The sequence below is a fragment of the Marinobacter sp. JSM 1782161 genome, from assembly GCF_011421605.1.
Classification (GTDB): domain Bacteria; phylum Pseudomonadota; class Gammaproteobacteria; order Pseudomonadales; family Oleiphilaceae; genus Marinobacter_A; species Marinobacter_A bohaiensis.
In genome coordinates, this window is sequence record NZ_WSSA01000002.1 from 2684384 (window position 1) to 2701964 (window position 17581).

Below are 17581 nucleotides of genomic sequence, written 5' to 3' on the forward strand. Positions count from 1 at the left end.
TCTGGAAGAGTGCCGTCGATCAGCTGCCCTGACCGTCCAGCACGAAGGCGGACGAGTACTTGTCTACATTGTCCGGTGTGATCAGGGCGCAGTCGAACAGCTGCTTCTCACGTTCCACGCCGGTCTCGCCGGTGCGGATGAAGTGGTCGGCCTGGCGCACCGCTTCGGCGGAGAAGATGGCCACCGGCTGCAGCACGGTGTAGGCCAGCTCGCCTTCGCGCACCGCTTCCACCGCGTCCGGTGAGCCGTCAAAGCCGCCGACGACCACACCGTCCAGCTTGCCGGCTTCCTTCAGGGCGGCGATCGCGCCCAGCGCCATCTCGTCGTTACCGCTGATTACCCCGTCGATGTCCGGATTGGCCTGCAACATGCTCTGCATCTTGTTGTAGCCCTGGGTGCGGTCCCAGTTGGCCACGTCGGACGCCACCCGGTCCAGGCTCGGGTACTGGCTGAGCACGGTGCGGAAACCGTTGGAACGGGTCGCCGCGTTGTTGTCCGAAGGCGCGCCCTTGAGCTCCACGTAGTGGGCGCCGTCACCGGCGGCCTGCACCCATTTCTGCGCCCCCAGCGCCGCGCCCTGGGCGTTGTTGGACACCAGTTGCGCCTTGGCCAGACCCTGCTTGTTGATTTCCGCGTTAACGATGAACACCGGGATACCGGCGCTCACCGCCTTGCGCACCGCCCCGATGGAGCCGTTGGCGTTGGCCGGATCCAGGATGATCGCCTTGGCCTGGTTGGTGATGGCGGTATCCACCTGATTGCTCTCGGTGTTGGTATCGCCCTTGTGGGAGCTCACGTTGGCGCGGTAGCCCAGTTCCTCGGCGGTGGCCTTGGCAACCTTGCCTTCCGTGAACCAGTAGGGGTTGGAGGTGTCGTTGACGATGATCGAGATGAGGCCCTGATCCTCGGCCGCGGCGACCGTCGCGAACAGCGAGGTGGTCGTCATGACGGCGGCGATCAGCAGGCGCTTTGCGTTTTTCCACATCATTGGTTCACCCTTGTTTTCTATTGTGCTTGTTATACCGGCGTACCGGCGATGGCTTGCGCATCAGTGCCCGACTGCCTGTTCCCGGGCGCTATCGTGCGAAGATGGAGAAGACGGAGAAGCATCCGGCGACGCCGGCCGCGACGCGCTTTTCGACGACTCGGCGGCCGGCGGCTGTTTCTTGCGGCCCTTGTACTGGATGCTGTTGAGCAACACGGCCAGGACGATCACCGCACCGGTGAACACGGTCTGCCAGTAGGACGACACGCCGATGATGACCAGGCCGTCGGACAGGAAACCAATCACGAAGGCGCCCAGCAGCGTGCCGCGCACGTTGCCCCGGCCGCCGGCCAGGGCCGCGCCGCCGATCACCACACCGGCGATGGCGGTCAGTTCGTAGGTGGTGCCGGCGGTGGGGCCAGCGGAAGTGAGCTGGGAGGACAGCACCAGACCGGCAATCGCCGCGCAGATACCGGACAGCACATACACGGACACCTGCACCCGCTTGACCGGCACCCCGGACAGTTCCGCCGCCCGGGCGTTGCCGCCGGTGGAGTAGACCCAGCGACCGAAGGGCGTGCGATTGAGCATCAGCATCACCAGGATGGCCACGGCCGCCAGTACCAGCACGCCGATGGGCACGCCGAACAGCCGGTTGAAGCCGAGCCACTCGAAGCCGGTGTTACCCAGCTCCGCCGAGCCACCCAGGTTGTTGAAGGTCAGGCCGTCGGTCATCAGCAGCGCCGCGCCGCGGGCGACGTAGAGCAGCCCCAGGGTGGCCACGAACGCCGGCACCTTGAAGTAGGCAATCAACACGCCGTTGATGGCGCCGACGAAAGCGCCCAGCGCGCAGGTAAGGATCACCACCACCCACACTGGCGGGTAGAGCACCACGCCCAGGGCGTCGATCTGCACGCCCTGCATCAGGTAGCCGGCCACCACGCCGGCCAGGCCGAGGGTCGAGCCCACCGACAGGTCGATCCCGCCGGTCAGGATCACCAGCAGCATGCCGATCGACAGCAGGCCGAAGATGGCCACGTGGGAGGACATGGTCAGGAAGTTGTTGGTCGAGAAATAGACCGGCGACAGGATCGAAAAGATCACGATGATGGCGATCAGGGCGAAGAACGCCCGGCCATCGAGGAGCATGCGCCCCAGGTCAAACTGGCCGCCCGGGAACGGAAATCCCGGCCGGCTGGCCGCTTGGCTGGTATCGGACATGGTTCTGGACTCCGCTGTTATTGTTGGTTCGGGGCTGTTATCGATGGTTCGGGCCGGTCAGGCGACCACGGCCTCGCCGGAGGCGGCCATGATCTCCGCCTTGCTGGCATCGGCCCCGAACTCCGCCGCGATACGACCGCGGCTCATGACCAGGATGCGGTGGGCGATGCTCAGGCATTCCCCCACCTCCGAGGTGGAATAGATCACCGCCAGGCCCTGTTCGGCGCCTTCGCTAAGCAGGCGGAAGACTTCCGCCTTGGCGCCGATATCGATCCCCCGGCTGGGCTCATCGAGCAGCACCACACGCGGCTGGGTCGCCAGCATCTTGCCGATCACGACCTTCTGCTGGTTGCCGCCGGACAGGGAACCGATGCCCGCCTCGGGACCGTCGGTCTTGATGTGCACATCTCGGATGGCCTCATGCACCACACCCTGCTCGCGGCTGGACGAGGTCAGCCCGCCCCAGGTAAAGGCGCCGATGCTGGCCAGAGACAGGTTCTCCCCCACCGACATGGTCTGCACCAGGCCATCGCGCTGCCGGTCTTCGGGCACCAGCACCAGGCCGCGCTCGATACGCTCGGCGATGCTCAGGGCGGACACGTCGTGCCCGTCGAGCCGCACCATGCCTTCGCTCCGGGGCATCCGCCCGGCCACGCACTCGAACAGCTCGGTGCGGCCGGCGCCCATCAGGCCGTAGATGCAGACGATTTCGCCGGCGCGCACGTCCAGCGACAGTTCGTCCACCACGCGGCGATCCGGCAGCACCGGGTCGGGCACGGAAATCCGGTCCAGGGACAGGGCCACCTCGCCGAAGGCGTGGCCGGTGGGCGGCTCGCCCAGGTTGAAGTTCTCCCCCACCATGTTGCGCACGATCCACTCCAGGTCGATGTCCTCGCGCCGGGCGTAGGCGGTCATGGTGCCGTCGCGCAGGACCACCGCGTGATCGGTGATCTGCAGGGCCTCTTCCAGGTGGTGGGAGATGTAGACGATGGACACGCCGCGGCTCTTGAGATCGCGGATCACCCGGAACAGCACCTCCACTTCCGAAGCGCTGAGCGCCGAGGTGGGCTCATCCATGATCAGGATGCGTGCGTCCACGGACAGCGCCCGGGCGATTTCCACGATCTGCTGCTGCCCCAGGCGCAAGTCCTCCACCGGGGTGCGCGGATCGATGGGCTCGTCCAGTTCCTCCATCAGCAGGCGGGTCTGGCGTTCTTCCTCGGCGTAGTCTATGCCGCCGCGACGGACCAGCTCGCGCCCCATGAAGATGTTGTCGCGCACGCTCAGGTTGGGCGCCAGACTCAGCTCCTGGTGGATGATCGAAATCCCCCGGCGCTGGGCGTCGGTGGTGGAGGCGAACGACACCGGCTCGCCCTCCAGCAACACCTCGCCGGAGGTAGGCTGGATCACGCCGGACAGGATTTTCATCAACGTCGACTTGCCGGCGCCGTTTTCACCGAACAGGGTGGTGACCTGACCGCGGTGCACGTCGAAGTTGACGGTCTTCAGCGCATGGACGTTGCCGAAGGACTTGGCCACGTTGCGCGCGGACAGCACCACCTCGTCCGGCCCGGCGTCGCTGGATACGGTCTCTGGGGTCATTGCACGTCCATCCCGACCGGCGTCACCAGCCAGTTGTTCGGATTGATCAGCTTGAACACACCGGTGACCGTGACGGTCTTGCCCGCCAGACTGTCGGTGTCGACATTCGCCAGCACGTCCGCCTTCATGGCGTTGTTGATCGCCGCGCCGGCGTTCTGGTATTCGATCTGGTTGGTGAACTGGCCGAATTCGATCTCGCCGGTGGCGTCGCGCAGGTCGGTACCGTTGATGGCCGGGCCGGTCTGGACACGCACGGTGACTTTCCCGGGCACGCCGTCGACCGTCACGGGATAGATGCCGGATTTGCCCTCCCCGGCCACACCGGTGAAGGTTACGGGCATGATCGGCCCGATACCGGCCGGCGTGCCGTATTCCTGGCCGGCCGCGGTCTGGTCCTCGGCGATGGCTGACGCCAGGGTGGCGGCGCTGACCGCGCGCTCCTCGACATGGGAACGAATCGCGGGAAACTGGCTCTGGCCGTATTGCTCGGGGTTGAAACCGTCGTCCCGGGCATCCTGTGCCGAGCCGATCTCAACGACGGTCGTGTCCAGCGCCATCAGGATCAGCACGGCCACGCCAACGACGATGGCCGCCAGACGCGCGGGGGACTGTCGCGGTGAAAGGGCCGATGGAAGACTGGCCGATGGGTTCATGATGTGGACCTCTGGCTTTTGTTGTTAGTCGCTTGAGGGTCTTGGGCGCGTCGCGGCCGGAACGGCCGCGACGTTTGAACGATGCGATCAGGCGCCCGGCACCAGCATGATCTTGAGGGCACTGCTGTCGTGCTTCATCAGGTCGATGCCTTTGTGGAACTCCTCCAGCGGCAGCTTGTGGGTCACCACGCCGTCGGTGGGGAAATCACCGCTCTCGATGCCCTTGATCACGTGGGGATAGCAGTAGGGCCCCAGGTGGGCGCCGAGCACGTCCAGCTCCTTGCGGTCGCTGATGATGCTCCAGTCCACGGTGACCGGGTCCTTGAACACGCTGAATTCAACGAACCGGCCCAGCTTGCGCAGCATGGCCAGGCCCTGTTCCACCGACTTGGGCGCGCCGGTGGCTTCGATGTAGATGTCGCAGCCGTAGCCGTCGGTCATGTCCTTGACGATCTGGACCACGTCCTCTTCGCTGGGGTTGAGCACCACGTCGGCGCCGAACTTCTTCGCCAGTTCCAGACGTTCGCCGTGCAGGTCCAGGACCACCAGCTTGGCGGGGCCGGATTTCTTGGCCGGGCCGATCATACCCAGGCCCAGGGTGCCGGCGCCGGACAGCACCACCACGTCACCCAACTGGATCTGGGCGCGCTCCACCGCGTGCATGGAGCAGGAGAAAGGCTCGGTCAGTACGATGTTTTCCACCGGCACATCGTCCGGCAGCTTGTGGTTGATGGCTTCCTTGGGAAACTTCATGTACTCGGCCATGCCACCGTTGACGTTGTTCTGGAAGCCGTAGACGTCGTGCTTCTCGCACATCCAGTACTGGCCGCGATGGCAGAAACGGCAGTCCCAGCAGGGCACGATCTGTTCGGAGATCACCCGGTCGCCGATCTCGAAGCCCTTGGCCCCCGGCCCCATCCTGACCACATGTCCCACGAACTCGTGCCCCGGAATCATCGGTGCCTTGATGTAGGCAGGCTGGCTCTCATCGCCCCAGAAACTGGGCGCACCCTCGTAGGCCTTCAGGTCGCCGGCGCAGATACCGCAGGCTTCCACCTTGACCAGAATTTCCTTTTCACCGATCTCCGGGACATCGACCTCTTCCAGGCGATAGTCGCCCGGCGCATAGGCCACGATGGCCTTCATGGTCTTGGGAATGGACACTTGCGAGGATTCGGGTTGGGCGAGGGTGTCGTTCATGAGGGCCTCCTCTAGGCTGATAATGCCTTTTCATTTGATCTTGTTGTGTACATTTGCATTAAGAACTTTAGGAAAGCCGCCGTCAATGAGACGGTAAAACTTTTTTGTAAGACTTTAGTCTTATTATATTAAATTATTGTTATTATTGAGTTTTTAATAAATAGCCAAAAATTACAGGAAAAGCAGGCCAAAAAACCAACAGACCAAGCCGCAATCCTATATTCAGATCGCGCACATATGTTCAGGCAGGAAATACGGGAATCACGACCACTCCCTGGCCGACGCCAACCTCAGGAGTCCAGGTTCGGCGTGGCCTCATCCAGGCGCAGAATGGTGTGGGCATTGGTAACGCTGGTCGCCAGGGTATCGATGACACCGGTACGCAGCGCCCCCAGGATACCCACCGCCTTGGTGTTCTCGCTGGCAATGGCAATCACATCCGGAATACGGGCCAGGTCACCGATCGTCAGACCGATCACTCGTCCCTGCATGGGCGTCACCGAGGGTTTGCCGTACAGGTCGATAAAGTCGTACCCCATCATGTCGCCGACAGCACCGGACAACCGGGCCTCGGCAATCTCCTCCGCCGAGAACCAGCCCATTCGCACCATATTGCTGTTCTCGCTGATATCCCCCACACCAATCAGGGCAACATCAGCCCGCCGCGCCCGATCCAGCGTCTGGCGCACCGTCGGGTTCTCGCACATCGCATCGCGCAGGGCCGAGTCCTGCACCAGCGCCGGCGCGTAGAGCGTCTCGCTGTCACCGCCGTACTTCATCACCAGGCGCCGACAGATGTGATCCGGGTTCATGTACTCACCAGCGCGGATGGAGCCCCCGATGGCGCAGACGAACGAACATTTGCGCTCTCCCTGATCGAAGGTGTTCTCCGCGACGGCACCGACGTTGCGCCCCATCCCCACCGCGACAATGGAACCGTCGTGCAGATTACGGGACAAATGATCCGCGACCAGGCTGGCTACGCCGGAACGCTGCACATCCTCATCCACGTGATCCAGCGCAATCAGCGCCCGCTTGATATTGAAGCGGCGCATCAGCTCCTTCTCCAGCTCCGCGCTGGCCGCCGGATGCTGGCGCACGCGCACGTCCACCACACCCTCCGCATGGGCCCGCTTGAGCAGGCGCCCCACTTTCACCCGGGACACCTTGAGCCGCCGGGAGATGACCTCCTGGGTTTCGCCCTCCACGTAATAAAGAGTGGCGATCTCGGTCATCAGGCTGATATCAGCGTTATCGACTTTCTCTTCCATGGCAACGTCTCATGCGGTCGGAATTCAATGACCGGGCAACGATACCATAATGAACAGGCGAACCCTCACTGATCAGTTGTTAGGGGCATCGCGGAAGAATTCACGCTCGTAATCGGCGATACGCGCCACCTTGTCCGCCGAGGCGCCGCCGCCGAAGTCCGCACCGAGAAACACCGCAACAATGCTTTTCGCCAGCTCCGGACCGACCACGCGCGCGCCCAGCGTCACCACCTGAGCATCGTTGCTGGAACGAGCCTTGGCGGCGGAATAGGTATCGTGCGCCTGGGCGGCGCGGATGCCCCGCACCTTGTTGGCGGAGATCGCCACACCGATGCCGGTACCGCAGACCAGCACACCGCGCTCCACCTCTCCGGCGCTAATGGCCTGAGCCACGCGCACCGCCACATCCGGATAAAGTACGGGCTCGGCGTTATAGGTCCCGAAATCCACCACTTCGAAGCCCAGTTCGCGCACGTGCTCGATCAAGGCCTCCTTGAGCTCGAACGCCGCCTCGTCCGCGCCCAGAGCGATTCGCATGGCGGCCGGCCTGGCCGTGGTTGGTTCAGACATAGGTAGCCCTCCACTGGTGTCGGAGTCGCCGGCCCAATACCGGTCGATCGAATTTACAAATTATCATTGTTAGATCATTTGTAAACCACGAAGGACATCCGTTGCAACATTTATTCGATGACCGATCTTACGATCGAAAAACCAGAAAATATAAATAAAACCATTATTTTCAATGGATTGAGGATTAAGCGCCAAGAGAAAAGGACAAAATATAGACAAAAGGCGAACCCGCAAACCGGAGTTGCCGCTTGACAGAGACCGGCAAGATCCCTAAACATTTGATCGCATATAGAACATTAATCACCGGGATGATCGATCGCACTATCCGTCATGGCGCTCATCAACCCGCGTGCTGGGCCTCGAGTCGGAACCCGCATAGGATGAGGGTTCCGATCACTCCCTGGATTCACAACAACAAGCCATCCATGAGGAAGATCCCATGCAACGCATCATCAACGATCCCGATAACGTGGTGGACGACGCCGTACGCGGCTACCTGCGCGCCTCCCCCACTCTTTACGCCGCCACCGACCATCCCCGGGTCCTGAAGTACGCGGGCGAACCCCGCAACAAGGTCGGTGTCGTCACCGGCGGCGGTTCCGGCCACGAACCCGCCTTCCTCGGCTACGTCGGCGAGGGGCTGTGCGACGCCGTGGCCATCGGCGAAATTTTCTCCTCCCCCACCGCCGACGCCTTCTTCCAGGCTTTCGATGCCGCCAACCAGGGCCGTGGCGTGGCCTGCCTCTACGGCAACTACGCCGGCGACAACATGAACGTGAAGCTGGCGCGCAAGATGGCGGAGCTGGAGGACATCGAAGTCCAGACCGTGGTGGCCCGGGACGACGTGGCCTCGGCGCCGGCGGACCAGCGCGACAAACGCCGCGGCGTAGCCGGCGAAATCATGATGTGGAAGATCGGTGGAGCCGCCGCCGCCCGCGGCGACAACCTGAACGAGGTGATCCGCCTGGCCCAGAAGGCGGTGGACGCCTGCTCCAGCATCGGCGCCGGCCTGAGCAGCTGCACCATTCCCGCCAACGGCAAACCCAACTTCTCCATCGAGCCGGGCAAAATGGAACTGGGCATCGGCCACCACGGCGAGCCCGGCATTGAAATCACCGACCTGCCCTCAGCCAGGGAAATGGCGGCGACGCTGTGCAAACCGGTACTGGAAGACCGTCCCTTCAAGCGCGGCGACGAAGTAGCGGTACTGGTGTCCGGGCTGGGCGCCACACCAGTGATGGAACTGAACCTGCTCTACGCCGAGATCGCCGACATTCTGGACGAGGCCGGCATCAAGGTGCACCGCACCTACATCGGCAACTATTTCACCTCACTGGAAATGATGGGCGCCACCCTGACGCTGATGCAGCTCGACGACGAGCTGAAGACGCTGCTCGACGCCCCCGCACGATCCCTGGCCCTGAGCCAGTGATCCCACAGGCCACCGCCGGGAGAACCCTCATGCATTATCTGGACGCATCAAAAGGTGACGAGATCCTGCAGGATCTGGTCGCTATCATTATGGAAAACCGTACATACCTGAGCGAAGTGGACGGTGCCATCGGCGACGGCGACCACGGCATCAACATGGCCAAGGGCTTCCGCCAGTGCGGCGAGGCCATCGACGGCCAGTCCCTGTCCCTGGCCAAGGGGCTGGGCAAACTGGCCAGCGTGTTGATGGGCTCCATCGGCGGCTCCATGGGACCACTCTACGGCAGCCTGTTCCTGGGGATGGCGACCACGGTCAAGGACAAGGAGATCGTCGATCCGCAGACCTTCGGCGACATGCTCGCCGGTGGCCTGGCATCCCTGCAGGACATCAGCGACGCCCAGGTGGGCGACAAGTGCCTGCTCGACACCTTGGTGCCCGCCGTCGAGGCCTATCAGGCCGCGCTCGTGGACGGCGCCGACTTTGCCGGCGCCCTCGAACGCATGCGCCAGAGCGCGGAACAGGGCAAGGAATCGACCCGCGACCTGGTGTCGAAAATCGGACGTTCGGCGCGCCTGGGCGAGCGCTCGCGGGGTCATCTGGACGCCGGTGCCGTGTCCTGCTGCCTGCTGCTGACGCAACTGGCGGACAGCACCGAGGCCCGCCTGCAGCCACGGGCCGCCTGAGACCGTTGATTCCGGGGCGCTGCCGTTCGTCGACGGCGCCCGACTCGCCTTTCCCGCTTCGAACCGCCGGCGCCGCGACGTTCACGACGTCGCGCTGGCGGACACGGTCATCGCCGAACGTCAACGCAACCGGGCGCAGCGCTCGCCGGTTTCGGCGTTCGACGACGTCACCGTTCGCAGCCTTCATATTTCGCCGTTTCCCGACAGAGGAGCCTTGTCATGCCATCGCAACTCGACGCGCTCAAAGCCCATTCCCTGATCGTCGCCGACACCGGTGACCTGTCCGCCATCCGCCGCTACCAGCCGCAGGATGCCACCACCAACCCGTCCCTGATCCTCAAGGCCTTCGAGCTGCCCGACTACCAGCCGCTGATCGAACGGGAGCTGGCCGCCCTTGCCGGCACCGGCGACACCCGCGAGCAGCAGGTGGAGAAAGCGGTCGATACCCTGTCGGTGGCCATGGGGTGCGAGATCGCCGGCCTGGTCCCCGGCCGGGTCTCCACCGAAGTGGCGGCGCGCCTGTCCTTCGACACCGACGCCAGCATCCGCAAGGCGTTTGACCTGATCGGGCAATACGAGCAGCGTGGCGTGGGGCGCGACCGGGTGCTGATCAAACTGGCCTCCACCTGGGAAGGCATCCGCGCCGCCGAAGTACTGGAAAAGGAAGGCATCCAGTGCAACCTGACGCTGCTGTTCAGCGACGCTCAGGCCCAGGCCTGCTTCGACGCCGGCGTGTTCCTGATCTCGCCGTTCGTGGGCCGGGTGACCGACTGGTATAAGCAGCACACCGGCGAAGCGTACACCGCCGAGACCGATCCCGGCGTGCGCTTCGTGCGCGGCGTGTGCGAACGGCTCAATGCCGGCGGCTACGACACCGTGGTCATGGGCGCCAGCTTCCGCAACACCGGCCAGGTGCTGGGACTGGCCGGCTGCCCGCGGCTGACCATTTCCCCGGCGCTGCTGGAGGAACTGGCCGGCACCGACGGCGACGTCAGCCCAACCGTACACGTCGCCCCGGACCAGGGCCGCGCCACCCCGGCGCTGTCGGAAGCCGACTTCCGCTGGGGCCACAACCAGGACGCCATGGCCAACGACAAGCTGGCCGAGGGCATCCGCCGTTTCGCCGCCGACCAGGAACGCCTGGAACGGCTGATCGCCGAACGCCTGGCCCAACACTGATCCGGCCCCCCACTGAACCGCCACAAGGAGCTTTGCCATGCCATCCCGTTTCGAACTGGCCAACGCCGTCCGCGCCCTGGCCATGGACGCCGTACAGAAAGCCGGCAGCGGCCACCCCGGCGCCCCCATGGGCCAGGCCGACATCGCCGAAGTCCTGTGGAACGACTTCCTGAGCCATAACCCCGGCAACCCGGACTGGCCCAACCGCGACCGTTTCGTCATGTCCAACGGCCACGGCTCCATGCTGCAGTACGCGCTGCTGCACCTGTCCGGCTATGAGGTGAGCCTGGACGACCTGAAGCAGTTCCGTCAGCTCCACTCCAAAACCCCGGGCCACCCGGAATTCGGCTACACGCCCGGCGTCGAAACCACCACCGGGCCGCTGGGCCAGGGGCTGGCCAACGCCGTGGGGCTGGCCCTGGCCGAACGCACGCTCGCCGCCCAGTTCAACCGCGACGGCCACCGCATCGTCGATCACTACACCTACTGCCTGGTGGGCGACGGCTGCCTGATGGAGGGTATTTCCCACGAAGTCGCCTCCCTGGCCGGCACCCAGGGCCTGGGCAAGCTGATCGTGTTCTACGACGACAACGGCATCTCCATCGACGGCGAGGTCGAAGGCTGGTTCACCGACGACACCGCCAAGCGCTTCGAGGCCTACCACTGGCAGGTCCAGCGGGTGAATGGCCACGACCCGGAACAGGTCCGCGCCGCGATCGAGCAGGCCCGGGCCGACGACCGCCCCAGCCTGCTGATCTGCAAGACGATCATCGGCTTCGGCGCGCCCAACAAGCAGGGCCAGGAGTCCTGTCACGGCGCCGCGCTGGGCGAGGACGAAGTGGCCGCCGCCCGGGTCCAGCTGGACTGGCCCCACGCCGCCTTCCACGTACCGCAATCCATCTACGAAGGCTGGGACGCCCGGGCCACCGGCGCCCGCCGCGAGAACGACTGGAACACCCGTTTCGCCCGTTACGCCGAAGCCTTCCCGGGCGCCGCTGCCGAGTTCAAACGGCGCATGGCGGGCCGGTTACCCGATGCCCTGGCGGAAACCGACCTGGCCGGCGCCGCCCTGGACCGCGAAGAATCCATCGCCTCGCGCAAGGCCTCGCTGGGCTGTCTCAACACCCTGGGCCCGCAATTGCCGGAGCTGCTGGGCGGCAGCGCCGACCTGGCGCCGTCCAACCTGACGGTATGGGACGGCGCCGAACCCATCAGCGCCGAGCACCCCGGCGCCAACTACATGCATTATGGCGTGCGCGAATTCGGCATGGCCGCGATCCTGAACGGTATTGCCCTGCACGGCGGCTTCGTGCCCTACGGCGCGACGTTCCTGATCTTCTCCGAATACATGCGCAACGCGGTGCGCATGGCGGCGCTGATGAAGCAGCGGGTGATTCACCTGTTCACCCACGATTCCATCGGGCTGGGCGAGGACGGTCCCACGCACCAGCCCATCGAGCAACTGGCCACCCTGCGTGCCACCCCGAACCTGTCCACCTGGCGCCCGGCCGACGCGGTGGAGACCGCCGCCGCCTGGCAGGCCGCCCTGGAGCGAGCCGACGGCCCCACCGCGCTGGTGCTGTCCCGCCAGGGGCTGCCGCACCAGCCGCGCGACCGCGACCAGCTCGCGAACATCCGCCGTGGCGGCTACGTGCTGAAAGACTGCGCGGGGCAACCGGAACTGATCCTCATCGCCACCGGCTCGGAAGTCAGCCTGGCGACGGCCGCCGCCGAGGCCCTGAACCAGCAGGGCCGCGCCGTGCGTGTGGTGTCCATGCCCTGCTGCGAGGTGTTCGACGCCCAGGACGCCGCCTACCGCGAGCAGGTGCTGCCCGCCACCGTGAAAGCCCGGCTGGCCGTCGAGGCGGGGCATCCGGACGGCTGGTACAAGTACGTGGGCCTGGACGGCCGCGTCATCGGCATGACCACCTTCGGTGAGTCCGCCCCCGCCGGGGATCTGTTCAAGGCCTTCGGCTTTACCGAGGACAACGTGCAAGCGGTCGCCGAATCGCTGCTCAACTGAACCGGACCGGCCATGGCCCGGATCATGGCCGGTCGCATTCGGGGCTGGTGGAAAAACGCGCAACCGCATACAATGGCGCCGCCCGTGGGTAACCGCGGGCTTCGTTCTCAGGGCGGGGTGAAAGTCCCCACCGGCGGTGATGGCATTTTCGCCTCAGCCCGCGAGCGCCTGGCAGGCATGTCTGCCAGGGTCAGCAGATTCGGTGCGATTCCGAAGCCGACGGTGACAGTCCGGATGGAAGAGAAGGAATCACCAGAGAAGTCCAATCTGCGGTGCATCGCGCCGCGGTGGCGTGTCGAGCGGGCGGACCGGATCTCCGGAACCTGCGACGGCGCGCGGCCGCCTGCGGTTCATCCCCAGCCTGCACTTTGAGGCGATCCCACCACGGCTTTGCCAGACGCGAGCCGCATGCCCTGATTCCTAGTGACCGGAGCCAGCCAGAGGCTCCCGATGAGAGACCAACTATGAATCAGCAAGAATCCTTGAACCTTTCCGACGCCAGCCGCAACCAGCGCATCGCCTTTATCCAGGGCAACTGGCACCTCGACATCATCGACCAGGCCCGCGAAGCCTTCCTGGCGGAAGTCAGCCAGCATGGGCTGGACGCCGATCAGGTGGACGTCATCACCGTGGCCGGCGCCTTCGAGATCCCGCTGCAGGCCAAGCTGCTGGCCGAGAGCGGCCACTACGGCGCGATTGTCGGTGCCGGCTTCGTGGTGGACGGCGGCATCTACCGCCACGAGTTCGTGGCCCAGGCGGTGATCGACGGACTGATGCGGGTGCAGCTGGACACCCGCGTGCCGGTGCTGTCCGCCGTACTGACGCCGCACCATTTCCACGAGCACGCCACTCACCACGACTACTTCTACAAGCACTTCACCGAGAAGGGCGTCGAAGTCGCGCGGGCCTGCCTGATGACCCTGGCGAACATGGAAAAGACGCGCACGCTGACGGCGCAGTGACAGGACGCCGGGCTGTCTCACGGTTTGAGACAGCCCGGCATCACCCCCGCCTCTTCACGTCATCCGCTCGTCAGACCCTCGACCGCCCGATACCCGGCCAGCATCGCCACCATGTCCTCCGCCAGGGCCGTCACCTTGTCGGCGTCCACCCGGCGCTGGGCGAACGCGCGCATGCCCATGATCTGGGCCTGGAGCAATCGCGCCAGACGCTCGCAATCCGCGTCCGGCCTTAGCTCGCCGGCCTCGCGCGCCTGCTCCAGCAGACCGGCCAGGCGACGTTCGACACCATCCAGCAAGCCGTTGGCGGCCTCCGACAGTTCCGCATCCTGGCCGGTGGACTCCAGCAGTGTCTTGACGATCATGCAGGCCGGCGCCGCCATGCCGTGGCGGTCCACGTCGATGCAGGCACCGGCCAGGTTTCTCAGGTAACGGCAGATCCCGTCCAGCGGGCCCTCCGCGCCCTGCATCGCCACGTCCAGATCGGCGACCATGCGCCGGGAATAGACGTCCAGCGCTTCGATAAAAAGCGCCTGCTTGGAACCGAAAGTGGCGTAGAGGCTGCCCGGGCGCATGTCCAACGCGCGCTCGATGTCCTTGAGCGAGGTCGCGTGATACCCGCGCGACCAGAACAGGGCAACGGCGCGGTCCAGAGCTTCTTCGCGACTGTAGCGGGCTTTGCGGGGCATGGCATCGACTCCGGCGTGGGGGCGCTTTATTGAGTGTTCACTCAATTTTAACTTGAACGACCACTCAATAACAGTTAGCGTTGAACCATTATTGAGCGATCGCTCAAAAATAATGGCTGACGGGCAACAAAACAGCCACAGGGTTACATCGTCGAACGACAGGAGAAAACCGTCATGACCGATTTCACCATGCACGACAAGCAATCCGCACCGGAGGCATCCAAGGCGCTGCTGGAAAAATCCGAGAAAGGGTTCGGCCGTATTCCGGGCCTGCACGCCATCATGGCCGACGCGCCGGGGGTGCTGGACGGCTACCAGCAGCTGCACCAGCTGTTCCTGGAAAGCAGCTTCAACAACGACGAGAAAACCGTGGTCTGGCAGACCATCAACGTCGAGCACGCCTGCCACTACTGTGTTCCGGCCCACACCGGGATCGCCAAGAAGATGGGCGTCTCCGACGAGATCAGCAACGCCCTGCGGGACGAAACCCCGCTGCCGGACGACAAGCTGGAGGCGCTGCGCACCTTCACCCTGGCGATGGTCCGCAAGCGCGGCAACGTCAACGGCGAGGACCTGAGCGCGTTCTACGACGCCGGGTACGAGAAGCACCACGTGCTGGAAGTCATTCTCGGCCTGTCCCAGAAGGTCATGAGCAACTACATCAACCACGTGGCCGACACGCCGCTGGACGACGCCGCCAAACCGTTTGCCTGGACCAAGCAAGGCGCCTGATAGCGGCGCCCTGCTGCCCGGCCGGTGCCCAGGCGCCGGCCGGTGACTCCTCCCTTACATCGAGGCGTTGTCCTCGGCCCGGTGCTCGTAGGTGGCGTCCAGCCGTGACTTGAGGTAATTCGCGAAAGTCACTGGCGCGTACCTGGGCGTTTCGTCCGGGTAAATATCCCTGGGGTCGACCACCGAATCCGGGTTGGCCTCCAGGAAATAGGCAATGGAATAGCGCTCCTGCTGCGGCGGGCGCACGCGGTGCGGGGTGGACACGTAGGTGTCGTTGCTCCAGCGCATCAGGCAGTCGCCGATGTTGCAGACGAAGGCGCCTTCCACGTGCGGCGCGTCGATCCATTCACCCTGACGGGTCAGCACTTCCAGCCCAGCCACCTTGTCGGTGGCCAACAGCGTCAGGTTGCCGTAATCGGTGTGGGCCCCGGCACCGCCGTCCTTGCGGTCGGACTCACCGGCACTGGCCGGGTAGCGCAGTATGCGCATGGTGACGACCGGCTCGGCCAGGTGCTTGGCGAAGAAATCTTCCGATACCCCCAGGTCCAGGCTGAAGCCGCGATGGATCACCCGGCCCAGATCCAGGCACGCGTCAAAATAGGCCAGCAGATTGTCGCGCCAGCCGTCCAGCTCCGGCCAGAAATTCACACCACGGAACGGCTTGCCCGCCACCACTTCCGGATGGTCGTCCGGCAACTCCACACCCAGGTTGAACGCCTCCTTCATGTCGGCGCCGGATTCCGGGTTCAGCTTCTCGTCCGCCATGGCCACGTAGCCGCGGTTATGGGGCGAGCGCTTGATGGACAGCGCCTGCTTGTCGTCCACCGGCAACGCAAAGAAGCGCTGGGACTCGGCAAACGCCGTGTCGATCACCGACTGGGGAATGCCGTGATCCACGGCGTAGAAAAAGCCCACCTCGCGGCAGGCGCGGCCCAGCTCGGCGGCGGTCCTGCGGCGCTCTTCAATGTCGTCGCTGCGCAGACCGGCGATGGAAATCAGGGGAATTTCTTTCATTCTATGCTCCTAAGAGCCCCTCTAGACCATGTCCACACGGAGATGATCCAGAGCACGGCATCGTTCATACAGGGACAGGCCACAGGCTTGTGCCGTGGCGACCACATGGCCCTCGTCGACCTGTGTCGACCGACCGTTTTCAATCAGGCAGCGTCCGTCCACCCAGACGTGGGTAACGTTGCTGCCGCGTGCGGCAAAGACCAGATTCCATAACAGGTTGCCGCCATCATCCCTGATATCGTGGGGCGTCAGATTGGGCGCGCCCAGGTCCAGCATCACGAGGTCGGCTTTCTTGCCCACCTCGATCGAGCCGATCTCCCCGTCCAGTCCCAGCGCCCTGGCGCCGTCGATGGTGGCCATACGCAGGATACGGTCCGCCGGCAGCGCCGTGGCGTCCAGCCGCGTGGCTTTCTGGATCAGGGAGGCGAACTTCATTTCCTCGAACAGGTCGAGGCTGTTGTTGCACACCGGGCCATCGGTGCCCAGCCCGAGCGTCAGCCCCGCCGCCAGCATGTCCGGCGTGCGGGCCACACCGCTGGCGAGTTTGGCGTTGCTGACAGGGCAATGGGCAATCGCGGTGCCGGTATCGGCGAGCCGTTTGATCTCGTCGTCGTTGAGCCAGACGCAGTGGGCGATCAGGGTCTTTTCCCCGAGAACGCCGTAGTGGTCCAGCATCCCAATGGAGCGACGGCCGAAGGCTTCCAGCACCGCCGCTTCCTCTTCCTTCTGTTCACAGGCGTGGGTGTGGATGCCGACGCCGTATTCCCGCTGGCAGCGAACGGCGTCGCGATAGGCGTCCTCGCTGCAGTAGAACAGGTGCTCCAGCCCCATCCAGACCTGGATGCGTCCGGACTGACTGTTGTGGTGCGTCTTGATCAGGCGCTTGTTCTCGTCGCGGGTGGCGAAGAAATCCTTGCCCGGCCGGTCCGCCACGTAGGGCGCCAGATTGACGCGCAGGCCGATTTCACCGGCGGCGTCGGCGCAACGGTCCATGAAGCGGAACATGTCCATGACGCAGGTGGTGCCGCCTTTGAGCGCTTCGAGGTAACACAGGCGGGCCGAATGGTAGGCGTCCTCCTCCGTCAGCGCCCGATGCTCCAGCTGGTAGTACGGCAGCCACTCCATCAGCGGCATGTTTTCGGTGACGCCGCGCATCAGGCTGGAATGGGAATGGGCGTCCACCAGTCCGGGCATAAGCACGTTGCCGCGGCCGTCCACCACGGGCAGATCGTCCGGCACATTGATGGATTGGGCCGGGCCCACGGCGGCGATGCGGTCGTCCTCGACCAGCACCGTGGCGTCCGGGATCACCGTGTTGTTCGGATCGACCGTGAATACGGCCACGTGGGTTATCGCAAAACGGGTCAT

General features: G+C 64.6%; 16 protein-coding genes and 1 riboswitch. Of the genes, 6 read left to right on the plus strand and 10 right to left on the minus strand.

The genetic code is table 11. The annotated features are described in order from the left end of the window. Positions 1 to 19: 19 nt before the first annotated feature. The 7 genes from GQB00_RS11970 to rpiB all read right to left on the minus strand — a co-directional run bounded on the left by GQB00_RS11970 (position 20) and on the right by rpiB (position 7469). Complete coding sequence (locus tag GQB00_RS11970) at positions 20 to 988, minus strand: D-ribose ABC transporter substrate-binding protein (protein ID WP_204355695.1); 969 nt, start codon at positions 986 to 988, stop codon at positions 20 to 22. A gap of 60 nt (positions 989 to 1048) precedes the next feature. Further along, entirely contained in the window at positions 1049 to 2206 is a 1158-nt protein-coding gene (locus tag GQB00_RS11975) for an ABC transporter permease (protein WP_165856373.1), read from the minus strand. 57 nt (positions 2207 to 2263) lie between these two features. Further along, positions 2264 to 3808, minus strand: a complete 1545-nt coding sequence (locus GQB00_RS11980) for a sugar ABC transporter ATP-binding protein (RefSeq protein ID WP_165856374.1) — start codon at positions 3806 to 3808, stop codon at positions 2264 to 2266. Beyond that, positions 3805 to 4461, minus strand: coding sequence for a DUF2291 family protein (locus GQB00_RS11985; protein WP_165856375.1), 657 nt, complete (start codon positions 4459 to 4461; stop codon positions 3805 to 3807). The genes GQB00_RS11980 and GQB00_RS11985 overlap by 4 nt, the downstream gene beginning before the upstream one ends. 87 nt (positions 4462 to 4548) lie before the next feature. Continuing rightward, complete coding sequence (locus tag GQB00_RS11990) at positions 4549 to 5661, minus strand: MDR/zinc-dependent alcohol dehydrogenase-like family protein (protein WP_165856376.1); 1113 nt, start codon at positions 5659 to 5661, stop codon at positions 4549 to 4551. A gap of 290 nt (positions 5662 to 5951) precedes the next feature. Beyond that, the gene (locus tag GQB00_RS11995) at positions 5952 to 6932 is read right to left on the minus strand and encodes a sugar-binding transcriptional regulator (RefSeq protein ID WP_111493412.1); all 981 of its coding nucleotides are present in this window, start codon (positions 6930 to 6932) and stop codon (positions 5952 to 5954) included. A gap of 72 nt (positions 6933 to 7004) precedes the next feature. Further along, positions 7005 to 7469, minus strand: coding sequence for a ribose 5-phosphate isomerase B (gene rpiB / locus GQB00_RS12000; RefSeq protein ID WP_165856611.1), 465 nt, complete (start codon positions 7467 to 7469; stop codon positions 7005 to 7007). A 472-nt stretch (positions 7470 to 7941) separates the two neighbouring features. Here rpiB and GQB00_RS12005 point away from each other — a divergent pair, with 472 nt between their 5' ends. The 5 genes from GQB00_RS12005 (at position 7942) to GQB00_RS12025 (ending at position 13781) form a co-directional block, all read left to right on the plus strand. Beyond that, positions 7942 to 8934: a dihydroxyacetone kinase subunit DhaK gene (locus tag GQB00_RS12005; RefSeq protein ID WP_165856377.1), complete on the plus strand. Its 993-nt coding sequence runs from the start codon at positions 7942 to 7944 to the stop codon at positions 8932 to 8934. 29 nt (positions 8935 to 8963) lie between these two features. Further along, positions 8964 to 9617, plus strand: coding sequence for a dihydroxyacetone kinase subunit DhaL (dhaL, locus tag GQB00_RS12010; protein WP_111493406.1), 654 nt, complete (start codon positions 8964 to 8966; stop codon positions 9615 to 9617). A 219-nt stretch (positions 9618 to 9836) separates the two neighbouring features. Next, a complete protein-coding gene (tal, locus tag GQB00_RS12015) occupies positions 9837 to 10796 on the plus strand; it encodes a transaldolase (RefSeq protein ID WP_111493404.1) in 960 nt (319 codons plus the stop codon). A gap of 37 nt (positions 10797 to 10833) precedes the next feature. After that, positions 10834 to 12819 carry a transketolase gene (gene tkt, locus GQB00_RS12020; protein WP_165856378.1) on the plus strand — a complete coding sequence of 662 codons (1986 nt, stop codon included), beginning with the start codon at positions 10834 to 10836 and terminating at the stop codon, positions 12817 to 12819. Between the two features lie 99 nt (positions 12820 to 12918). After that, positions 12919 to 13069, plus strand: a riboswitch (FMN riboswitch). Between the two features lie 214 nt (positions 13070 to 13283). Further along, on the plus strand, positions 13284 to 13781 hold the full coding sequence (locus GQB00_RS12025; protein WP_111493400.1) for a 6,7-dimethyl-8-ribityllumazine synthase: 498 nt from the start codon (positions 13284 to 13286) through the stop codon (positions 13779 to 13781). A 59-nt stretch (positions 13782 to 13840) separates the two neighbouring features. Here the strand turns inward: GQB00_RS12025 and GQB00_RS12030 are convergent, their stop codons facing one another. After that, positions 13841 to 14467 (minus strand): TetR/AcrR family transcriptional regulator, encoded by a 627-nt coding sequence (locus GQB00_RS12030; protein ID WP_111493398.1) that lies wholly within the window; start codon positions 14465 to 14467, stop codon positions 13841 to 13843. A gap of 174 nt (positions 14468 to 14641) precedes the next feature. Between GQB00_RS12030 and GQB00_RS12035 the strand changes: the two genes are divergently transcribed. Further along, entirely contained in the window at positions 14642 to 15199 is a 558-nt protein-coding gene (locus tag GQB00_RS12035) for a carboxymuconolactone decarboxylase family protein (RefSeq protein WP_165856379.1), read from the plus strand. Positions 15200 to 15253: 54 nt separating this feature from the next. Here GQB00_RS12035 and GQB00_RS12040 read toward each other — a convergent pair whose 3' ends face one another. After that, positions 15254 to 16213: an isopenicillin N synthase family dioxygenase gene (locus GQB00_RS12040; RefSeq protein ID WP_165856380.1), complete on the minus strand. Its 960-nt coding sequence runs from the start codon at positions 16211 to 16213 to the stop codon at positions 15254 to 15256. A 21-nt stretch (positions 16214 to 16234) separates the two neighbouring features. Continuing rightward, positions 16235 to 17581 (minus strand): amidohydrolase family protein, encoded by a 1347-nt coding sequence (locus GQB00_RS12045; protein ID WP_165856381.1) that lies wholly within the window; start codon positions 17579 to 17581, stop codon positions 16235 to 16237.